General features: G+C 71.4%; 14 protein-coding genes and 3 pseudogenes. 9 read left to right on the top strand and 8 right to left on the bottom strand.

From position 1 onward, the window contains the following. Window positions 1–545 precede the first annotated feature (545 nt). Together ORI94_RS01760 and ORI94_RS01755 are read right to left on the bottom strand one after the other, a co-directional pair. Window positions 546–1,061, bottom strand: a pseudogene (locus ORI94_RS01760) (transposase); the annotation flags it as partial. Window positions 1,062–1,273: 212 nt separating this feature from the next. Next, on the bottom strand, window positions 1,274–2,218 hold the full coding sequence (locus ORI94_RS01755; protein WP_266071876.1) for an alpha/beta fold hydrolase: 945 nt from the start codon (window positions 2,216–2,218) through the stop codon (window positions 1,274–1,276). A gap of 194 nt (window positions 2,219–2,412) precedes the next feature. Between ORI94_RS01755 and ORI94_RS01750 the strand changes: the two genes are divergently transcribed. Then, complete coding sequence (locus tag ORI94_RS01750) at window positions 2,413–3,360, top strand: helix-turn-helix transcriptional regulator (RefSeq protein ID WP_266071875.1); 948 nt, start codon at window positions 2,413–2,415, stop codon at window positions 3,358–3,360. Between the two features lie 229 nt (window positions 3,361–3,589). Here the strand turns inward: ORI94_RS01750 and ORI94_RS01745 are convergent, their stop codons facing one another. After that, on the bottom strand, window positions 3,590–5,053 hold the full coding sequence (locus tag ORI94_RS01745; protein WP_266071874.1) for a helix-turn-helix domain-containing protein: 1,464 nt from the start codon (window positions 5,051–5,053) through the stop codon (window positions 3,590–3,592). Window positions 5,054–5,357: 304 nt separating this feature from the next. Here ORI94_RS01745 and ORI94_RS01740 point away from each other — a divergent pair, with 304 nt between their 5' ends. Then, window positions 5,358–5,894 carry a DUF4232 domain-containing protein gene (locus ORI94_RS01740; protein ID WP_266071873.1) on the top strand — a complete coding sequence of 179 codons (537 nt, stop codon included), beginning with the start codon at window positions 5,358–5,360 and terminating at the stop codon, window positions 5,892–5,894. A gap of 188 nt (window positions 5,895–6,082) precedes the next feature. Continuing rightward, a pseudogene (locus ORI94_RS35290) lies at window positions 6,083–6,166 on the top strand (DUF6584 family protein); the annotation flags it as partial. A gap of 193 nt (window positions 6,167–6,359) precedes the next feature. Here the strand turns inward: ORI94_RS35290 and ORI94_RS01735 are convergent. Next, entirely contained in the window at window positions 6,360–7,691 is a 1,332-nt protein-coding gene (locus ORI94_RS01735; RefSeq protein ID WP_266071872.1) for a phosphatase PAP2 family protein, read from the bottom strand. Window positions 7,692–8,415: 724 nt separating this feature from the next. Here ORI94_RS01735 and ORI94_RS01730 point away from each other — a divergent pair. Further along, window positions 8,416–9,795 carry a hypothetical protein gene (locus ORI94_RS01730; protein ID WP_266071974.1) on the top strand — a complete coding sequence of 460 codons (1,380 nt, stop codon included), beginning with the start codon at window positions 8,416–8,418 and terminating at the stop codon, window positions 9,793–9,795. A 354-nt stretch (window positions 9,796–10,149) separates the two neighbouring features. On the opposite strand, the gene ORI94_RS01725 is transcribed toward ORI94_RS01730, so the two are convergent. Continuing rightward, window positions 10,150–10,722: a DM13 domain-containing protein gene (locus ORI94_RS01725; protein ID WP_266071871.1), complete on the bottom strand. Its 573-nt coding sequence runs from the start codon at window positions 10,720–10,722 to the stop codon at window positions 10,150–10,152. Window positions 10,723–11,164: 442 nt separating this feature from the next. Further along, window positions 11,165–12,277, bottom strand: a complete 1,113-nt coding sequence (locus tag ORI94_RS01720; RefSeq protein WP_266071870.1) for an acyltransferase family protein — start codon at window positions 12,275–12,277, stop codon at window positions 11,165–11,167. Between the two features lie 699 nt (window positions 12,278–12,976). On the opposite strand from ORI94_RS01720, the gene ORI94_RS01715 reads away from it, so the two are divergent. From ORI94_RS01715 to ORI94_RS01695, 5 genes are all read left to right on the top strand, one after another. Further along, window positions 12,977–13,633: a fasciclin domain-containing protein gene (locus ORI94_RS01715; protein WP_266071869.1), complete on the top strand. Its 657-nt coding sequence runs from the start codon at window positions 12,977–12,979 to the stop codon at window positions 13,631–13,633. A gap of 143 nt (window positions 13,634–13,776) precedes the next feature. Then, window positions 13,777–14,751: a YihY/virulence factor BrkB family protein gene (locus ORI94_RS01710; RefSeq protein WP_266071868.1), complete on the top strand. Its 975-nt coding sequence runs from the start codon at window positions 13,777–13,779 to the stop codon at window positions 14,749–14,751. Between the two features lie 129 nt (window positions 14,752–14,880). Continuing rightward, window positions 14,881–15,465 (top strand): sigma-70 family RNA polymerase sigma factor, encoded by a 585-nt coding sequence (locus tag ORI94_RS01705; RefSeq protein WP_266071867.1) that lies wholly within the window; start codon window positions 14,881–14,883, stop codon window positions 15,463–15,465. Beyond that, window positions 15,462–16,214, top strand: a complete 753-nt coding sequence (locus ORI94_RS01700; RefSeq protein WP_266071866.1) for an anti-sigma factor — start codon at window positions 15,462–15,464, stop codon at window positions 16,212–16,214. Before ORI94_RS01705 ends, ORI94_RS01700 begins: the two co-directional genes overlap by 4 nt. Window positions 16,215–16,629: 415 nt before the next feature. Further along, window positions 16,630–18,258 carry a molybdopterin-dependent oxidoreductase gene (locus tag ORI94_RS01695; protein WP_266071865.1) on the top strand — a complete coding sequence of 543 codons (1,629 nt, stop codon included), beginning with the start codon at window positions 16,630–16,632 and terminating at the stop codon, window positions 18,256–18,258. Here ORI94_RS01695 and ORI94_RS01690 read toward each other — a convergent pair. After that, window positions 18,245–18,460, bottom strand: a pseudogene (locus tag ORI94_RS01690) (hypothetical protein); the annotation flags it as partial. The gene ORI94_RS01695 and the pseudogene ORI94_RS01690 sit on opposite strands and share 14 nt — an antisense overlap. A gap of 398 nt (window positions 18,461–18,858) precedes the next feature. Continuing rightward, window positions 18,859–19,260 carry a RidA family protein gene (locus ORI94_RS01685; protein ID WP_266071864.1) on the bottom strand — a complete coding sequence of 134 codons (402 nt, stop codon included), beginning with the start codon at window positions 19,258–19,260 and terminating at the stop codon, window positions 18,859–18,861. Window positions 19,261–19,287 lie beyond the last annotated feature (27 nt).

Below are 19,287 nucleotides of genomic sequence, written 5' to 3'. Positions count from 1 at the left end.
GCACGGCAGGCTCCACCGCGGGCCGGCCCGCCGACGTGATCACGGGCCGTGTGCGCGGTGACCACAGGCCACGTGCGCGCCGGGCCCACGGCTCACCGGGCCGCCGTCACCGGCCGGGCACGGGACCGGTGCGTCGGACGCCGTGCGCCGGCGGGGTGTTCTCCGGGCGGGACGTGCGGGCCGGCCCGGCCAAGCCCGGAGCACCGTTCCAGCAGGCGCCCTGCCCGCTGTCCCTGGAGCCGGCGCGGATGCTCTTCGCCGATTCCGATCCGTGCGTACACCGCATGGCGGCCCGGCCCTTCCTCCTGAAAGCGGTACTGGAGGGAAGAGTCCGCAAGCACATCCCGGATTACCTCCTGATCACTGAGCAGAGACCCCTCGTCGTGGACGTCAAGCCCAGTCGTCGGCTATCGAAGCCCGAGGTGGCCTTCACCTTCGCCTGGACCCGGCGAGCGGTGGAGTCGCGAGGGTGGAAGCACGAGGTCTGGAGCGAGCCGCCGGCTGCGGAGCTGGAGAGGTCATGTCCCGTGTCGTGGTGTAGGGGATCAGTCGTCTGACGCAGCGGGCAGCGCGGTGGGGCCGTCGGTGTGGAGGGCGGCCATGCTCTCGGTGGAGAGGCAGCGGCGGGGGAAGGCGATCCACTCGTCGTGGAGTTCGGCGGGGACCGCGGTGGCGAGCCGTAGGACGGCGGGCGGGTTCGGGAAGACCCGGACGACGTCGGTGCGGCGCTTGATCTCCCGGTTCAGCCGCTCGAGCGGGTTCGTCGACTGGATCTTCTTTCCGTGCTGGTGGGGGAAGTCCGCGAAGGCGGTCAGGTCTTCCTTCGCGTCCGGCAGCATCTCTCTGACCCTGGGGAACTGTCGGCCGGGCATGTCGGCGACGGTGTCGAGCCGGGTGCGGACGGCGTCCGCGGTGGGCTGGGCGAAGAGCGTGCGGATCGTCGCTGCGACCGTCTCCGCCGGGCCCTTTGGCGCGGCGAAGGCGTTGCGGACGAAGTGGACACGACATCTTTGCCAGGCGGCGCCGAGCATGACCTTCCGGATCGCTTTGACGAGGCCGCTGTCAGACGCTCCGGCGGGGCCCCGGGGGAGGGGGCCCCGCCGCTGCCTCGCTGTGCCGCTGTCCCCCCGTGAGTCTGCCCCCGGCTTGCCGTACGGCCGGTGGCCGTGGCTGACCGGACGGTGGCGGCTGCTCGGACCTCGGCCGAAGAGAGATTCACACACTGCCCGACGACTCGAAGAGCCTCAGGCGACACGGACCGGATCACGAGCCACTAAATGGCATCCTGCTGTTCCAGCCATTTCGCAATCGCCTGGTTCGTTTCTTCGGGCTTCTCCTGTTGGATCCAATGACCGCAATCCAGATTGACCACTTCCACATGGGGCACGAACTCTGCCGTCTTTTCAGACCTCTGGACCACATCCCGGTCACCGTAGATCATGAGTGTGGGCTGCCGGATGATCGGGTCCACGTCCGCCAGCAAGCGCCAGTTGCGGTCAAGGTTCCTGTACCAATTCACACTGGCCGTGAACCCCGTCGATTCGAAGGCGGAGACGAAAACGGCCAGTTCACTGTCGCTCATGACGGGATCGCCGAGTGGCGTTTCCGCTCTGGCGAGATCGATCAGAGCCATACCCGGCCGAGGCTCCCTGGGGGGCTCGTTCTTCCGGTACATGTTGCGAAGGAACTGGAAGGTGTTCTCTTCGAACACGGCGTCCGCGACGCCTGGCTGCCGATTGAAGTGGACGAAATAGAAGTCGCCGCCAAGCACATCTTCCATGGACTCGATCCAGGGCTTTTCTCCGCGCTCCTGGTAAGGCAAACTCAGGTTGATCACTTTGTTTACCCGGTTCGGATGCAGCAGGGCCAGTCCCCAGACGACCATCGCGCCCCAGTCATGACCGACAAAGGCGGCATCTTCGTATCCGTAGTGATCGAGAAGTGCGACGAGATCACCCGACAGGTGCTCAATGTCGTAGTCCGTCACTTCGGTCGGACGGGATGAGTTCCCGTAACCCCGCTGGTTCGGGACGATGACATGGTAGCCCGCCGCGGCGAGGGCGGGCATCTGATGGCGCCAGGAAAAGGCGTGCTCCGGCCAGCCATGACAGAGCACAATTGGCTTTCCGGCATTCTGCCGGCCTGCTTCAAAGACTTCAAGCTCCACACCGTTGACCGAGACAAGAGTGGGCTTGGGGAAATCGGCCGGATCGAACATTGCATTTCCTCTCTTCCTTTTCGGGGTGATCAGGCTCAGGCGACGAAGGTTCCCGAAGACAGCGTCGGCGCACCCCCGACGGGCCGGGGGCCGACACGGCCGTGGGCAGGGGGACTCGCCGGTGAGGCCATGTCGCCATCCTGCCGACCGAAACCGGTCACCCCATGACCGGTTTTTGTGGAAGTGTCGTCGGCATGCGAACCGACCGGCTGGTGGCCATCCTCCTCCTGCTGCAACGGCGCGAGCAGGTGACAGCAGCAGAGGTCGCCCGAGAGCTGGAGGTCTCCGAGCGCACCGCCCGCCGCGACCTCGACGCCCTGGCCATGGCCGGGGTGCCCGTGTACTCCCTGCAGGGCCGAAGCGGCGGCTGGCGCCTCGTGGGCGGCGCCCGCACCGACCTGTCCGGGCTGACCGCCAGCGAGGCCCGCGCCCTGTTCCTGGTCGCCGGCCCGGCCTCGGCCGCGACACCGGCCGTGAAATCAGCACTGCGCAAGCTCGTCCATGCCCTGCCGGAACCCTTCCGGGTCCAGGCCGAGGCAGCAGCGTCGTCGCTGGTCACGGACCCGCAACGATGGGGGTCGAGCCGGATCGAGCACCGGCCGCCCCGCTTCCTCGACGAACTCCAGGACGCGGTGATCCGCGGAGTCCAGGTACGGCTCGGCTACATCGACCGCGAAGGCACCGAAACCGAGAGAACCGTCCACCCCCTGGGCATCGTCGCCAAAGGCCCGTCGTGGTACCTCGTCTCCGACACCGAGGCAGGCCGGCGGACCTTCCGGATCGACCGCGTGTCGTCCGCCGACCCGACCGACGATCCCGTGCGCCGCCCCGAGGACTTCGACCTTGCCGAGAGCTGGCACGAGATCGCCGACGAGGTCGACCGCAAGCGAACGCCCCTCGAAATCCGGGCGGTGTGCGCGCCCCACGGGATAGGCCTGCTCCGGATGGCGCTCGGCGGTCGGCTCGAGGTGGGAGGTTCCACGACCGACGGCCGCATCGAGGTCGTGATCCGCGGCCACAACGAGTACGTGCTCGCCGGCGAGCTTGCCTGGCTGGTCGAATGGCTCGAGGTGACTGGCCCTCCGGGTGTGCGAGCCCACCTGGCCTCGATCGGCGACGCGCTCGTTGAGCGATACGGTTGAGACCGTCCCATGGTGTCGAAGTGCGGACCTTGGAGGCGTCCTCGCGGAAAGCGGTGCCCCGGACGGAGTGGAGCCTGTTTTCGATCACCCGGTGCGCCCTCAAGATCGTCGCGATGCGCATGACACCGAAAGCGGGAACCTGCAGGCGTGCCCCTCGCGTGCCCTCAAGCCGGGGTCTCCTCCGCCCGGCTTCGGCCCGGACACGTTCTCGGTGCCGGGACCCTGGAGATCAGTTCTCCCCCACGCGGAACCACTCGGTGCCGCCGACCAGGTGCTCGTAGACGGGACGGCCCCGACTGCCGCTGGTGCGGAACGGTTTTCCGTGGTCGTCGATCCGTGTGGTTCCCTGACGGCCGCCGCTGGACCACTGCAGCTCCACGTACCAGTTCACATCGTGGGCATCGGCGTGGGCGGTGATGTACAGCACCTCGGGATCGGACTGGCTGACCTTGTAGGGGAGACCGCGCTGGCCGGCCTTCGGCACGATGGTGGGGTGACCGGCGTCGAGGTCCGTGTCGAACGACCTCGTCTCCACGCCCCCGCCGCAGCCCGACGACCCCAGGTACGCGTTCCAGGCCGGGGGCACGCTCGAGTTGACCACACGGACGTGCAGGGACTCGATGACGACGGTCTCGTCCCCGGTGCCCTGGACGGTCAGCGCCACCCGCTGCCGGTCGGCGGCGACGGCGCCGTGCGCCTTCACCCAGCCCGGCACGTCCTGCCCCATCACCGGCGGCGAGACCTCGTCGGCAGGCCGGTCGATCAGGTACTTCCCCTCGCACTGCGGGTCTTCCCAGGCATAGGTGCGGGTGCTCACCGTGAGCGGGACCTCAGCGCCGTCCCGGGCGCGGCCCGTGCCAGTGCTGTGCCCCGACATGTCGGTGCTGTGTGCCGACGGCTTGGCACCGGGCGTTGCCGGGGCCGGGGCCGAGGAGCGGCTCGGACGCACCGAGGGGGACGTGGACGCCGACGGGTGCGGCGTGGAGGCGGCGGAGGACGGCTCGTGGGAAGAGGTCACGGGGCCGGCCGGCCGGCCATTCTCCGCCAGGTCCGTTCCCCCGCCCTTCAGGCCGATCGTGAGCGCGGTGGACACGGCGACGACGACGGCGGTGCTCGCCGCGATCAGGGCCCACCGCCTGCGGGCGGTCCGGACGGGCGCCGGCCTGCGGCCAGCGAGCACGGTGGCCGCAGGCGGCGGTCCGGCGACGGACTCGGGAGGGCCCCCGAGCTCGCTCATGGACGTGGGCGGCGGCGCGGACGCGGGAGCGAGCGGCGGCGCGAGCGCGGGCGGGGTGTCCGGCACGGCCTCCGGCTGAGGTTGGTCCGTGCGTGCCTGCGCGGAGCGTGGCCCCGGGCCCGAGCCGGACGTGGACGCTCCGGCCCGCTCCGCGGAGCCCGGTTCCGGGTCCGGTTCCGAGTCCGCTGCGGTCCGCCGGGCACGTTCCCGCGCCGCGTCCGCCAGGACCCAGCGCCGGTGTAACTCGACCAGTTCCCCGGGAGTCGCCCTGCACACCCGGGCGATGCGGGAGACGACCGCGTTGTCGGCCGGGACCCCTTCCCCCTTGCAGTACCGGTGCAGCGTCGAGGTACTCATGTGCGCCCGCTTCGCCAGAGCCTCGTAACTCAACCCGGACCGCTGCTTCAACTCGCTCAGCAGCGCCGCGAAATCAGCAATCTCCTCAGCCGCCCCCACCAGTCCCCCATCCCGTTCGGCATCCCATGAAGGTCGCGTTTCTCCAGGTCAGAGCCGTTCGTGCATCCCAGCGTTCCGAAACTCCCGATGGAATGGCGAAGGGGACGCCGCATGGCACAGCCTTGGGCCATCCAAGCACGGCGTCTCGCCGGACACGGTGAACGGCCCCGCTCGACTCCACTCTCACGGCCCGCGCTTTCGGCGTGCCCACCCGCACCCCCGCAGCACGGGCAGGACCAGACCGACCGGCACGGTTCACCACCGAGAACCCATCTTCCTGACGTTCACAGAAAGCAGTCCCTTCATGCGTATCGCCACTCGCTTCGCCTCCCGCGCGGCCGCCTCCTCCATGGTCGTCGCCGCCGCCCTCACGCTCGTCGGCCTCCAGACCGCCTCCGCCGCCACGAAGGGAGCCTCCTCGGCCGTCACCTGCACCACGGCGAACACCAAGCTGACCGTCACCGAGGCGACCCGACCGATCAACCACCTGCTGCTCAAGGCCACCAACACCGGTACCGAGCCCTGCTACGCCTACAGCGCCCCCTACCTGAGGGCCGGCGCCGACGCCCAGGTCCCGCTGCCGTGGGCCGAGGAGACCACGCCGCAGGCCGTGGTGGTGCTCGAGCCCGGTGAGTCCGCGTACGCGGGCATCACGACGTACTCCCCCGACGGCGAAGGGGGCAGCACCGCGAAGACCCTGGGCGTGTCCCTCACCGACAAGAAGGGCAACGCGATCAACGAGGAGAGGACCCTGAAGCTGCCGAACGGCGGTGTCTTCTTCAACAGCGCCGCCACCGTCACCTACTGGCAGGACAACCCGGCGGACGCCCTCTTCTGGTAACCACTCGGCGTCCCACGCCACAGCCGCCGGCCGCACCGGGCGTCCCGCCTTCACCGGGGGACGAGGTGCCGCCGGCAGACCGGCACCGTCCTGGGCGCGGGTGCCGCCGACGACGTGCATCAGCAGGACCACGGAGTCGATCCACGAAGAGCAGTCAAGACATTGCCCCTCTGCCCGAGCATGCACGTATGCCGCTGCCGGACACCCTCGCCCGAGTCGACGCGGATCTGTCAGCCGGTCGGGTGCCCATGGCCCGCACACGTCTGCGCGGGGCTGGTGCGTGGCAGCCTGTTGGGGCCCCTGGTGTTCGTTTCTGTCCAGCGGTCAGGACACGGGGCACGAGGGCGGCGGGGCCGATGCCCCGGTGGCACGGGTGCTCTTGTGACGCCGGCGTCGCGGCCTCGCTCGGGCAGCACTCGGGCAGCGCTCGGACGACATCGGACGACCAGCGGATGCAGGGGCGGTTCAGATCAGTTCGGGCTGCGGTCGCGGTTGTGGTTCGGGGTGCCGTGCTGGTGCGGTCCGGCGTGACCACAGTGCGGTGGTCCGCGCGTAGCCGTGGACCACGGAGGTCATCGCCAGCAGGAGCAGGGGCCCGGACACCCACGGATACTCGGCCATCCGCAAGGGCAGCCAGCGGTACGACACCAGCAGCGCGGCGAAGACCGATGCGCCGTAGACGACCAACCGGATCCCTGATCGGTCCCAGCCGCGGTCGAGTGAGCGCAGAGCCGCCTCGATCGTGAGCGTGAACACCACGCCGGCGATGAGGTCCACGCCGTAGTGGTAGCCGAATCCCAGCGTTGCGCAGAGCGTGGCGATCAGCCAGAACGTTCCTGCATGGCGCAGAAGCCGTGGGCCCTTGCGGGAATGGATGAAGATCGCGGTCGCCCACGCCGTGTGCAGGCTGGGCATGCAGTTCCGTGGGGTGATCTCGTCGAACGGCATGGGGTGCGGGGTGCTGATCGGCGGCAGCGTCTGCGGCCACAGGTCGGCCACGGCCCAGGGCTCGCTGGGCGGCATGGCCGGTGCCCACAGGCTGACCGCCGACCAGTGCTCGGTGCCTGTGCCGTAGGCGAAGATCGGCCCGACCACCGGGAAGATCATGTAGAAGGCCGGCCCGAGGAGGCCGATCACCAGGAACGTGCGCACCAGGTGGTGGCGCGGGAAGCGGCGCTCGACCGCCACGTCGCGCAGTTGGTACAGCGCGACGACGACCGCGGCCACCGCGAGCTGGCCGTAGACGAAGTCGAGGACGTTGAAGCCGATGGGGCCGGTGGCCGTCACGATCCGGCCAACCAGCCACGACGGGTTGCCCAGCGCGTGATCGGCGGTTGCCACGTACTGGTCGAGCACCGCCGGGCGGGTCTTCGAGGTGATGAGCAGCCAGGTGTCGCCGGTCTTGCGGCCGGCCACCAGCAGCAGTCCCAGCCCGACGCCTTTCAGCAGCAGGACTCGTTCCCGGCCGGTGCGGCGGGTGACAGCGACGACCGCACAGCCCAGGATCACCCACAAGGCGCCGTTGCCGAAGGGGTGACCGTCGGTCGTCCTGGCGTCGGCCGCCCACCGGACCGCCAGGAAGGCGACGTCGACACCGATCGCCGTCCCCACCGCGATGAACCGTTCCCGCCAGGTGAGCACCACCATCGTCAACGCCATGGCGGCGTACAACAGGCCCCCCGACTTGGGGGCGGATATCACCTCCCGCACCTGGAGGGCGACCGGTCCCGGCACGCCGTAGCGACGCGCGGCGAGCTCCAGCGCGACGAGGAACCCCAGGGCCGCGACAACGACCACGGCCCAGAGCCCGAACCGTGGTTGACGCCATGGGAAGAACGCGGCTCTCCTACTTATTCGGGAAAGGTTCCGCGCTGGCACGTGTCTCAATTTTTGTCAGCTTTGCTGTATTTCGCTCACGGCGGAGCGGATGTCGTTCATCGTCTTCCGAGCGGAACCACACCCTCCTCACGAGGAGCAGCCCGTCGGGGCAAGACGGAAAGAACGCAGTCCGGGTTCCGGCATCATTCTCACCGGCCCCGCAGCCGGCCCCGCAGCCGGCCCCGCGATCCGGCTGGGCCGGCCCTCGTCTCCCGTGGGCCCGTGAGCCCGTGGGCCCGTGGGCCCACGGCGCCGGGTTTGACGGCAGAACCGCGTGCGCAGGCTGCCGCCCGTTCCCGTGGGCGGCGTTCGTCACCGGTCGCGGCGGCGGTTGGTGATCAGCAAGCCGGTGGACGTTCACGGGAGACGCCGGCGCTGCCGGCGACTGCCGAGGCCGTGCGGGGGGCGGGGGCCGGGGCGTGAACGGCATGTGCGGAGGATGCTACGGCGAACGGCGAACGGCGGACGGCGGACGGGGAGCCCGTCGGGGGCGCCCCCACCATGGCGACGAGGTGGGCGCCGGCACCGTCCTTTATTCCCTGCGGTCGCCTGCGGCGCCCGCGTACGATCCCCTCGCCGCTCGTACACCAGTGCACATCAGGGCACTGCTTACGGGCATTCGACAGGGAGGGACCACTTGACCATGTCCTTCGGCGCGGGATTACGTGCCGTCCTCGCTTCCGTGGGAGTCCTCGGCCTCACGCTGACCGCCGGCACCTCGCCCGCGAGCGCCGCTGACGGGACACCCACCGCACCCACTCAGCTGTTCAACGGCAACCGGCACTGCTCGGCCGACGTGAACCGGCCCACCCACCTCTGGGCCCGCGACGGCCTGGTCATCACGGGCATCCCCGGCACCACCGGCGACTCCCTGGTGACTGCGCGGTACCAGATCTGGCCGGTCGCCGACCCGGATCAGGTCACCACGGTCACCCGCGACCGGGCCGGACCCCGGTTCGAGGCTCCCGCCACCGTACCCGCCGCCGCGCTCAACGACGGACAGACCTACGCCTGGCAGGCGCAGACAGTGGCCGGGGACGCGGCCTCGGAGTGGTCTGCTCCCTGCTACGTCACGATCGACAACACCCGCCCCGCGAACGCGCCCGCCCTCTCCTCGCCGAACTACCCTCCGGACGGGTGGAACCAGGGCGGCCAGCCGGTCACGTTCACGCTGAGCGCCAACGGCGACGACGACGTCACCGGTTTCCAGTTCTCCTGGCAGCAGGACTTCCCGGTCATCGGCACCAGCATCGGCGACTACGGCATCCCGCAGCCCGTCGACCCGTACTCGAACCCCGAGTACTTCAAGCGCGCCGACGCCCCCGGCGGTTCGGCAACGCTCAGCCTGATCCCGCCGCACGGTGCCGGCGTGATGACCTTGTGGGTGCGCAGCCTGGACCGGGCCTTCAACGGCTCGGCGACCACCGGCTACACGTTCCGCGTCGGTTCCACGGCTCCGACTGTCACCCCGGCCGTCCCGTCGCCCGAGTTCGGCAGGAAGACCCTGTTCACGCTCCGGCCCGACGCGGTGCTCCAGTCGACGAGCCCGGTCGTCGGTTACTCCGTACGGACCAGCGACCACCAGGGCGGCACCAGGACCGTCGACGTCACGGCGGCGGAGGACGGCACCGCGCAGGTGGAGCTCACGCTCGACGGCATCCACGGCGAATTCATCCAGGTGACCAGCAGGAGCGCGAACGGCTGGGTCAGCGACACGGCATCGTGGAACATCAGCTACGACACGACACCCACCGTCACCTCGGACGTCTACCCCGAGAACGGATCGGGCGGCGGCGTCGGCGTCCCGGGCACGTTCACGTTCGCGCCGAAGGTGGAAGACGTCGTGAGCTACACGTACTCCTTCGACGGGGGCCCGGAGGTCGTGGTCGCCGCGGGCACCGACCACACCGCGAGCGTCGACTGGACGCCGGACACGAACGGCTTCCACTACCTCACGGTCTACGCGACGACCGGCTCAGGCATCCAACTGGCCGCCTACGATTACTACTTCACCGTGAACTGACCTCGCGAACGGACCACCGCCCAGCACGCCCGGACCCGTCGAAACCGCCGGTGGGCCCGGGCGGTCGCGGTCCCCGTGACACCCGACGGGCGCGGGCGCCCGGTGGGGGGTCACGCGGTGTACACCACGGCTGCGAACTGGGGGAGCGCCACGACCAGCAGGAAGGCGCCCCGCTCCACCCAGCGGTACTTCCTGCGGACGATCTCGCTGGTGACCAGCAGGGAGGCGAGCAGCGGTCCGGCAGGATCACCCGAGGCACGGGAGCCGTCGGCCCGTCACCGGACGGCTCGGTGGAAGAAGGCACGCGCGGGAACCTCGAGGAGGACGGCCCGCGCGGGAGCTCCGCCGTTCGCGTCAGGCCCGGGCGAGCTCCGCCGCGCCGAAGGAGACGTCGAAGCGGTCGCACCAGATGCTGACGCTGCTGAACCGGGCCGGGTCGACGCCTTCGGGCAGGGCGTAGTTGTGGCTGCCCTTGTTGCCCTTGAGCTTGCCGAGGCTGACGTACTCCCCGTCGTCGAAGACGTGCCAGCCGGCGGTTCCCTCCTTCACCGGCGCGTCGGTCAGCCACACGCGCAGGTCGGGTCCGTTACTGGTGTCGAGCTGCTCCAGGCGCACCACGTGGGAACCGTCGGCCAGCTGCACCAGCTTCACCGTGCCGGACGTCGCGTGCTCGTGGCTGATCAGCTCGCCGCTCGCCAGCGTCGTCGGTCCGGACGGGGCCGGCGGCGCGGAGGACGCACCGGACGGTGTCTCGACCGGCTCCGGCGAGGCCGCTGCTGCCGCGGCGGGCAGCGACTCCTGCACCGTCTCGTCCTGCCACAGCTTCCACGGTTGGAACCAGTACAGCCCGAAGCCGACCGCGGCGACCGCCACCACCAGCACACCGACCGTCCACGGCCTGACCAACGCGCTCCGCACCCGTCCCATACCGCCTCCTTCTGCGAGTCACTCAACTCTCTACCCATTCAACGGGTCGAGCGGCCGTTCCGGGCCCCCCGGCGGATGACGAAACCCTTACGTCCGCCACGGACCGCCGGTCAGCAGTGCCCGGGGAAGGACCCGGCGGGCGGTCCTGCGAGTGGCCACGCTTCACCGGCCCCTCCCCTGGATCCGGCCCGTCCCCTGGATCCGGCCCGTCCTCTGGATCCGGTCCGGTCGCCGGCGTCGGCCCGGCAACAGCCGACGGACCGAGCGGCGCCGACCGGCAGAACCGGACGACCTCGTGGGCGGCGGCCGCTTCCGCCGCTGCCGCGGTCCTGACGGCAGGGGTGACGGGCGTGACGGGCGAAGTGGCGGAGGCCACCGTCGCGCCGGGGCCCCCTGCGAACGACCTGCTGCCGCGGGTCGCCGGCACCGGCCGCGTAGCGGTTCAGCCCTTGGCCGGTCGTTCGGCCGGGTCCCGGCAAAGGGCCCAGGACAGGTCCGGCTCGGTCACCGGACGAAGGACACGGCGCACCGGCGGGGTGCACATCAGGGTGACGGCGACGGCCGCGACGAGGGTGAGGGCGATCTTCCCCGCGGGGTCGTGCAGCCACTCGTGGGCGTCGATGAAGCCCGAGTACTTGGCGCCCTTGGTCAGGAAGCCGTGGAGCAGGTACCCGCAGATGGTGCCGGCGCCGAGCACCGTGAACCACGTGCGCCGACGCGGGACCCAGGCCAGGAAGGCGGCCGTCAGCAGCAGGGAGCAGCCGAACAGCGCGAGGGTCATGGCCGCGCCGGTCCACCACGGTTCCCCGATCTCCTGCGCGCTGGAGCGGCGGAAGAACCACTCGTTGCGCATGCGGGTGGCCGCCCAGTACGCGAAGGCGAGCGCGCCGGCGAAGACGGGTACCGCCAGCACCCTGACCGCGCGACGGTCCAGGAGCCGGAAGTGCTCGGGCTTCAGGCACAGGCCGAGCACGAAGAACGGGAGGAACTGCAGGACCCGCTGCAGGTCGAGGTCCTCCCCGATGCCGGGGGTGACGGATGCCAGCACCGCGACGGCCAGGGCGACGGCGAGAGGGTGACGCAGCTGCTGCCACAGGGGCGTGGTGAGCCGCCAGATGAACAGCGCGGCGAGGAACCAGGTGAGCAGGAACGGATCGAGCAGGCTGATGGCGAAGTCGGGTTCGTCGGCGGCGTAGCGCCGGAACAGGGAGTAGGCGGTCTCGAAGACCACGTACGGAACCACGATGCCGCTGAGCAGACGCCCGATCTGGCGGGGGCGGCCGGCGAAGCTGCGCGACAGGTAGCCGGAGATGACGATGAACGCCGGCATGTGGAAGGTGTAGACGAGGATGTACAGCGCCTTGGTCGCGCGAGTGCTCTCGACGAGCTCCCACGCGTGTCCCACGGCCACCAGGACGATCAGCAGGTACTTCGCGTTGTCGAAGAACGCGTCGCGTGTGCCACCGCCGGCAGGGGTGCCGGTCCCCGGCTTCGCCGTCGGCCCCGGGAGCGGGGAACGGGCCTGCGCGACGGCATTCGATATGTCGTTCGACAAGACTCAACCTTCGCGTCGCAGAAGAGGGTCACCGGGCTCCGGGACACCGAACCGACGGCACGAACCGCCAGGAAACCGTCACCGTCACCATCAGACCCGGGGCGTGCTCCCCCGGGCCGGAGATGTTACAGGTGCTCCCGCCGACCCCTGCCGGGCCGGTACGGGGGCAGAGGGGGGCGGTCGGACGAGGTCGGCGATACGGACGTCCACCGCCGCGACGGCCATGCCCGGCTCGCGGTCCGCGGCTCCCCGCACCGTCCGGTGGTGCGGTCTGTCTGCGGGCCCCCGCCACCGGGGGCTCCTCTCGTCCGGTCTCCCAGGGTTCGGCACCTGCGCGCCGCGCCCGTTACGGACGGCTTCTCCGCGGAGGCGCCCGGCGGATGCCCGGCCCGGTGGGACCACCGGGGGGCAGACCCCCCTGGTCCGTAGCGGGAACGCATGCGGATTGGTCCGGAAAAAAGATTCACCCGAACGGGGGATACGACCCATCCGCCGCAGGCGCGGAACCGGATTCCCCCCGTGACCGGACACGAGAAGAGCCACGCGATCCGCGGGCCCGGACGGGCCCCGGCGGCGGGTGCGCTCCGGCGCCCGCCCGGTCGTGACCGTCGGCCGGGACCCGAGCCACTGACGAACCACTGATCCCTCTCCCTCATTGACGACGCAGCGTCGGCTGCACCTGACCGCAGGAGAAACACGATGACCACCCGTATCCGCCGTACCGCCGGCACCCTGGCCGCCGCCGCCCTGCTTCCCCTCGCCCTGAGCGCCTGCTCCGACGACAGCGGCGACTCCGCCACGGCCGACACCTCCTCGGCGGCGTCCGCCTCGGCACCGGCCTCGGACGACGGCATGGGCGGCTCCGACGCCACCCCCGCCGGCCAGCCCTTCGGACCGGCCTGCTCCTCCGTCCCCGAGGACGGCGCCGGATCCTTCGACGGCATGGCCAAGGACCCGGTGGCGACCGCCGCCTCCCACAACCCCGCCCTGTCCACCCTGGTCGGCGCGGTGAAGAAGGCCGGCCTCGTCGACACCCTGAACAACGCCCAGGACATCACCGTGTTCGCGCCGACCAACGACGCCTTCGCCAAGATCCCCGAGAAGGACCTCGAGAAGGTCCTCAACGACAAGGAACAGCTCACCCGGATCCTCACCCACCACGTCGTCGGCCAGAAGCTCACTCCCGAGGACCTGGAGAGCGGCTCCTACGAAACGCTCGAGAAGTCCGAGCTCACCACCGCCGGCTCCGGCGAGGAGTACACCGTGAACGACTCCGCCAAGGTCGTCTGCGGCAGCGTCAGGACCGCCAACGCCGAGGTCCACATCATCGACACCGTCCTCATGCCCGCTGCCTGACGGTGCGGGGAGACACGGGGCCGGGGCCCCGGAGATGCCCCGGCCCCGTCGGTGTTCCGCGGACGTTTGCGGGCATCCGCGTCACCACCGGGGCGGGTCCCGAGAGACGTAGGCACGTCGCCCGACGCAGAGAGGGGCATGCCATGACCACGCAGAGCGCAGCCACCACGAAGGACCCGGAGGACCCGCCGGCACCACGCCCCGGCGACACGGCGCAGGCGACCACAAGCGTGTCCGGTGGCGTCAGCGGCGCGGGCCGGCCCGCCGCGTGGGGGCCGGCGCTGCGGCGCACCCCGGTGTCCCTGTGGAACGACGACATCTCCGACTACGCCGCGGCCCTGACGTACTACGCGATCCTGGCGGTGGTGCCGGCGATGCTGGTGACCGTCCTGGCGTTCGGCACGTTCAGCCCGAACACGGCCGAGGAGTTCGTCACCCACGTCACCGCGTACGCCCCCGCCGAGTCCGCCGACGCCCTGCACGCCGTCCTGTCGCGCGTACTGAACGCGGGCGGGGGCGCCTGGCCGCTTCTGGTGGCCGGCACCGTCAGCGCGTTGTGGTCCGCCTCCAGCTACCTCGCCGTCTTCCGCCGTGCCCTGCACCGCATGCACCGGGTCGAGGACCGGCGTTCGCCCTGGCGCACGGCGCACCGCATCGTGCTCACCGCCCTCGCCCTGCTCGCCCTGCTCCTGGCCGGTTCGCTCGCCCTGCTGCTGACCGGGCCGCTGGCGCAGGCCCTGGGCCGGATCATCGGCCTGGGCACCACGGCGGCCTGGGGCTGGAGCCTGCTGCGCTGGCCGCTGCTGCTGTGCCTGGTGGCACTGCTGGTCGTCGTGGTCTTCCACACCGGGCCCGCCCCGGCCCGCCGCAACGGCCACAGCGTGCCGGGCGGCATACTGGCCGCCGCGCTCTGGCTGGCCGTCTCCACGGGGTTCACCCTGTACACCTCCACCCTGGCCACCTACAGCAGGCTCTACGGCTCCCTCGCCGGCGTCGTCGTCTTCCTCGTCTGGCTCTGGCTGTCCAACCTCGCGCTGCTCACCGGCGCTCAGTTCACGGCGGAACTCGGCAAGGACGGGTCCGCGGGAGCGGACACCGGCGCGCCCCCAGTGCCGTAGGGCCCGCCCGTGCCGTAGGGCTCGCCCGTGTCGTCGTGCGCGATCGCGGTGCCGCCGCCACCGTGACCAATCCGGGGCTGTGGCGGTAACGGATTACGACCGGACATGTCCCGACCGCGGAGGCCCTCGGTGGAAGAAGCAGTGCATATCGTCGGAAGTCCCTCGACGAGACCCGACCTGCAGGAGCTGGTGGGGCGGGTGGCTCTGGGGGACGAGGAGGCGTTCGCCGGGGTCTACGACGCCGTGGCGGGGCCGGTGCTGGGTGTCGTGCGCGCCGTGCTGCGCGATCAGGCACAGTCCGAGGAAGTGACGCAGGAGGTACTGGTGGAGGTGTGGCGGACCTCCCCCCGCTACCGGCCCGACCGCGGAACGGCCATCAACTGGATCCTCACCCTGGCGCACCGTCGGGCCGTGGACCGGGTGCGGTCGGTGGACGCCGCCGCCGCCCGGGACCACAAGGCAGCCCTGCTGGACCGGCTTCCCGAGTACGACGAGGTGGCCGAACACGTCGAGGCACGGCTGGAGCGGGAACAGGTACGGCGCTGTCTGCGCACGCTGACCGAACTCCAGCGCCAGGCCGTCACCCTCGCGTACTACCGGGGGCTGACCTACCGCGAGGTGGCGGAGGCACTGGCGCTTCCGCTGGGGACCGTCAAGACCCGACTGCGTGACGGACTCATCCGGCTGCGCGACTGCCTGGGAGTGACCGCGTGACGACCACCGATCTGCACCGGCTGACGGGCGCCTACGCCCTGCACGCGTTGTCCGACGAGGAGAGCTCCGCGTTCGAGCGGCACCTGGCGGGCTGCGAGCCGTGCGCGCAGGAGACGGCCGAACTGGGCTCCACCGCGGCGCGCCTGGGCCTCGCCGTCGCCACGACGCCCCCGCCGGCCCTGCGCGACCAGGTGCTGCGCCGGATCTCCACGGTCCGGCAGCAGACGCCCGGTACCCGCGCCCGTCCCCTCCCCGCCCGGGCCGGCCTGCGGGCCCGGACCCTGTCCAGGTGGGCGCTCGCCGCCTGTCTCGCGGCGGCCGCGACGCTCGGCGGGACGGCCGTGTGGCAGCACCAGCGGGCCGAGGACGCCCGCGACCAGGCACGGCGCGCCGTGCAGGCGGCGGACGAGATCGCCGCCGTACTGGCCGCACCGGACGCCAGGACACTGGCGTCCGGGCTGGGCGACGGCGCCACCGGCACCGTCGTCGTCTCCCGCGACCGGGACAGGGCCGTGTTCGTCGCCTCCGGGATGGCCCGCCCGCCCGGCGGGAAGGTCTACCAGCTGTGGTTCGACGACGGCGGCACCATGCGGTCGGCCGGACTGATGGACCCCGCCCGCAGCGACCAGGCCGTTCTCATGCGGGGCGCGGTCGACGGGGCGTCGGGCATGGGCATCACCGTCGAACCCGGCGGCGGCTCGAAGCAGCCCACCACCGAACCCGTCGCCCTGATGTCCCTCCCCACCTGAGCGAACGCCCCGACGAGAACACCGGCAGGGACGGAGAGGCCTGACGGTCCGGCATCCGGACCGTCGGGCCGCGTCGCGCCCGTCGCCGCTCGGGTGAACGGCGACGGGGGCGGCGGGCGGCTCCGGCCGGCGGCCGGGACCTTGCCGGAGACCGCCCCGGTCCACCTGACGGCAGAAGGCTTCTTCGTCCCCCGCCTCCTCGTCCCCCGCCTCCTCGTCCCCGCGCCTCCTCGTCCCCGCGCCCTCGTCCCCGCCTCCTCGTCCCCGCGCCCTCCTCCCCGCAGCTCCGAGTCCGCAGCTCCGCACCTCCGTTTCCCCCTCCGTGGCCGGAATCGGCGCGCAGGGGCCGGAGAGGGAAATCCGTTCGATCGTGGCGGCGACCAATCCGGCCAACCGGCGAAAACGGATTCCCCGCGTGACCGAGAACGAGGAAGAACCACGGAGCCCGAAGAGTCCGCGCAGGCCGATACGGCTGCTGCCGGCCGCGCTGAGCGGGGCGTTGGCGGGTTTCGCCGCCCTGGCGGTGGCCGAGGCGGTGGCGGGAGCGGTGCGTCCGCAGGCCGGTCCCGTCGTCGCGGTCGGCGGCGCGGTGATCGACCGTACGCCCGCCGCCGTGAAGGACTGGGCGATCCGCACGTTCGGCACCGCCGACAAGCTGGTTCTTCAGCTGGGAATTCTCGCGGTACTGACGCTCTTCGCCCTGGCGCTCGGAGTGGCCGCGCTGCGGTTCCGGCGCGGCGCGGCGGCCGGTGTGCTGCTGTTCGGCGCCGTCGGCGCGGTCGCGGCGACGGGCAGGCCCGACGCGAACGGCATCACCGACGCCCTGCCCTCCGTCGTCGGCGCCGTCCTCGGAGCCGCGCTGCTGTACGTCCTCGTGGGCCGCCTCGCGCCCCGGGACCCCGCGCCGGGCACACCACCACCGCGCGGTGAGGAAGCGCCGCCGCAGGACGGGACGTGGGACCGCCGCGGCTTCGTGGTCACGGCGGGCGCCGCCGCGGCCGTGACCGCCGGAGCCGGTCTGCTCGGCCGCTCCCTGAACGGGGCCGGCCGCCGGGACGCGGTCGCCTCGCGCCAGAACGTGGTCCTGCCCGCACCCGGCTCCCCGGCCCGGCCCGTCCCCCGGGGCGCCCGGCTGCGGATCCCCGGGGTCAGCCCCTTCGTGACGCCCAACGGTGACTTCTACCGCGTCGACACCGCCCTGGTCGTGCCCAAGGTCGACGCGACGCGCTGGAACCTGCGCCTCCACGGCGAGGGCGTCACCCGGCCGGTCACCCTCTCCTACGACGACCTGCTGCGGCGCGAACTGATCGAGCGCGACATCACGCTCACCTGCGTGTCGAACGAGGTCGGTGGCCCCTACGTCGGCAACGCCCGCTGGACCGGCGTCCGCCTCGCCGATCTGCTGGCCGAGTGCGGGGTCGAACCGCCCTCCCGGGGAGGCCCGGCCGACCAGCTGGTGGCCCGTTCCGTGGACGGCATGACGATCGGCAGTCCCGTCGAGGACCTGATGGACGGCCGCGACGCCCTCCTCGCCCTGGGCATGAACGGCGAACCGCTGCCCTTCGAGCACGGCTTCCCGGTCCGCATGGTGGTGCCCGGCCTCTACGGCTACGTCTCCGCCTGCAAGTGGATCCAGGACATCGAGCTCACCACGTTCGACGCCTACGACCCCTACTGGGTCGAGCGGGACTGGGCCCGCGAGGCACCAGTCAAGACGCAGTGCCGCATCGACACCCCCAAGCCCTTCGCCCGCCCGTCGGCCGGCACGGTCGTGGTCGCCGGGGTCGCCTGGGCACAGCACCGCGGCATCGACAAGGTCGAGATCCGTGTGGACGACGGCCCCTGGCAGGAGGCCCGGCTGGCGGCGGAGGCCTCGCGCGACACCTGGCGGCAGTGGTCCTTTCCCTGGCAGGCCGCCAAGGGGGGCCGCACGCTCACCGTCCGTGCCACCGACCGCACCGGTGAGACGCAGACCGAGAAGCGCACCCGCACCGTCCCCGACGGCGCCAGTGGATGGCACTCCGTCGTGGTCACCGTCGAGTGAGTCCCCGTCCGCGGGCACGGCCGGTACCGCCGGACCTGTCCCCGCTCACCGGCCGGGAACGGTTCTCCTTCGTGAAGAGGTACTGCTGCACGTCGAGGCAGCCGGCCCAAAACCCTGCCTCGGAGTACGCCAGACGGAAGGTCCACAGCCTGTGGAAGACCTCGTCGAAGCCGAGCGCGGCAACCTCGTCGGCGCGCTCGGTGAGCGGGTTGGCGCAACGCCGGACCGGCCGGGAGAGGAGGAACAGGGGGCGAGGGACAGGGGGCGAGGGGCGTTCCACCAGGGCCCTCGGGGGATCACACGGAGCCAGGGCAGGACCGCCCCGCCCCCGCACGGAGCGGGCGTGCCCCGTGCGCGACTCGGCGGAGTCGGGCACCCGGTGCCGGTCAGGTCGGCTTGCGGCAGTGCAGCACGTCCGGGGTGCGGGAGGAGCCGGGACGGCCGGTGCAGGCGATGCCGGCCGCGTACTCGTCGGCGGCGCACCGGCTCTTGTGGCGGCCGTGGACGAAGTCGCCGCCCCGGGGGGACGGGCCCCTGTCGGCGCCTGGAGCCCCGGCTGCGCGGGTACCTCGCGCGAGCGCCGCGGATGCGGTCCCGGGACTACGCCGTCGGCCTCGTGTCGACGACGCAGCTGATCTCGACGACCTGGCCGGGGAACGTCAGTTCGCTGACACCGACGGCGGTGCTGACCGGGTGGTGGGCGCCGAAGTACGCCCGGTTGCCCTCCGCCACCGCGTCGGCGTTCCGCAGCAGGTTCACCACGTACAGGGTCTGCGAGACGATCTGGTCGCGGGTGACGCCGTAGTGGTCCAGGACCTTGTCGATGTTGGTGTGGGTCAGTTCGAGCTGGGCGGCGAAGTCCCCGGCGTGACGGAACGCGCCCTCCTCGTCGAGCGAGAGCTGACCGGACACGTGGATCAGGTCGCCGGACCTGATCGCCTGCGCGTAGCCGAAGTCGCTCTCGGCCGGGATGCCGTGGTGGAAGACGTCGGTGGTGGTCATGGTGCTCGTCCTTCCGATGGGGGTGCC

This window comes from Streptomyces sp. NEAU-W12 (assembly GCF_026242095.1).
GTDB lineage: Bacteria > Actinomycetota > Actinomycetes > Streptomycetales > Streptomycetaceae > Streptomyces.
Note: the sequence above shows the minus strand (reverse complement) of the source record. Positions and strands in the feature narration are given on the sequence as shown.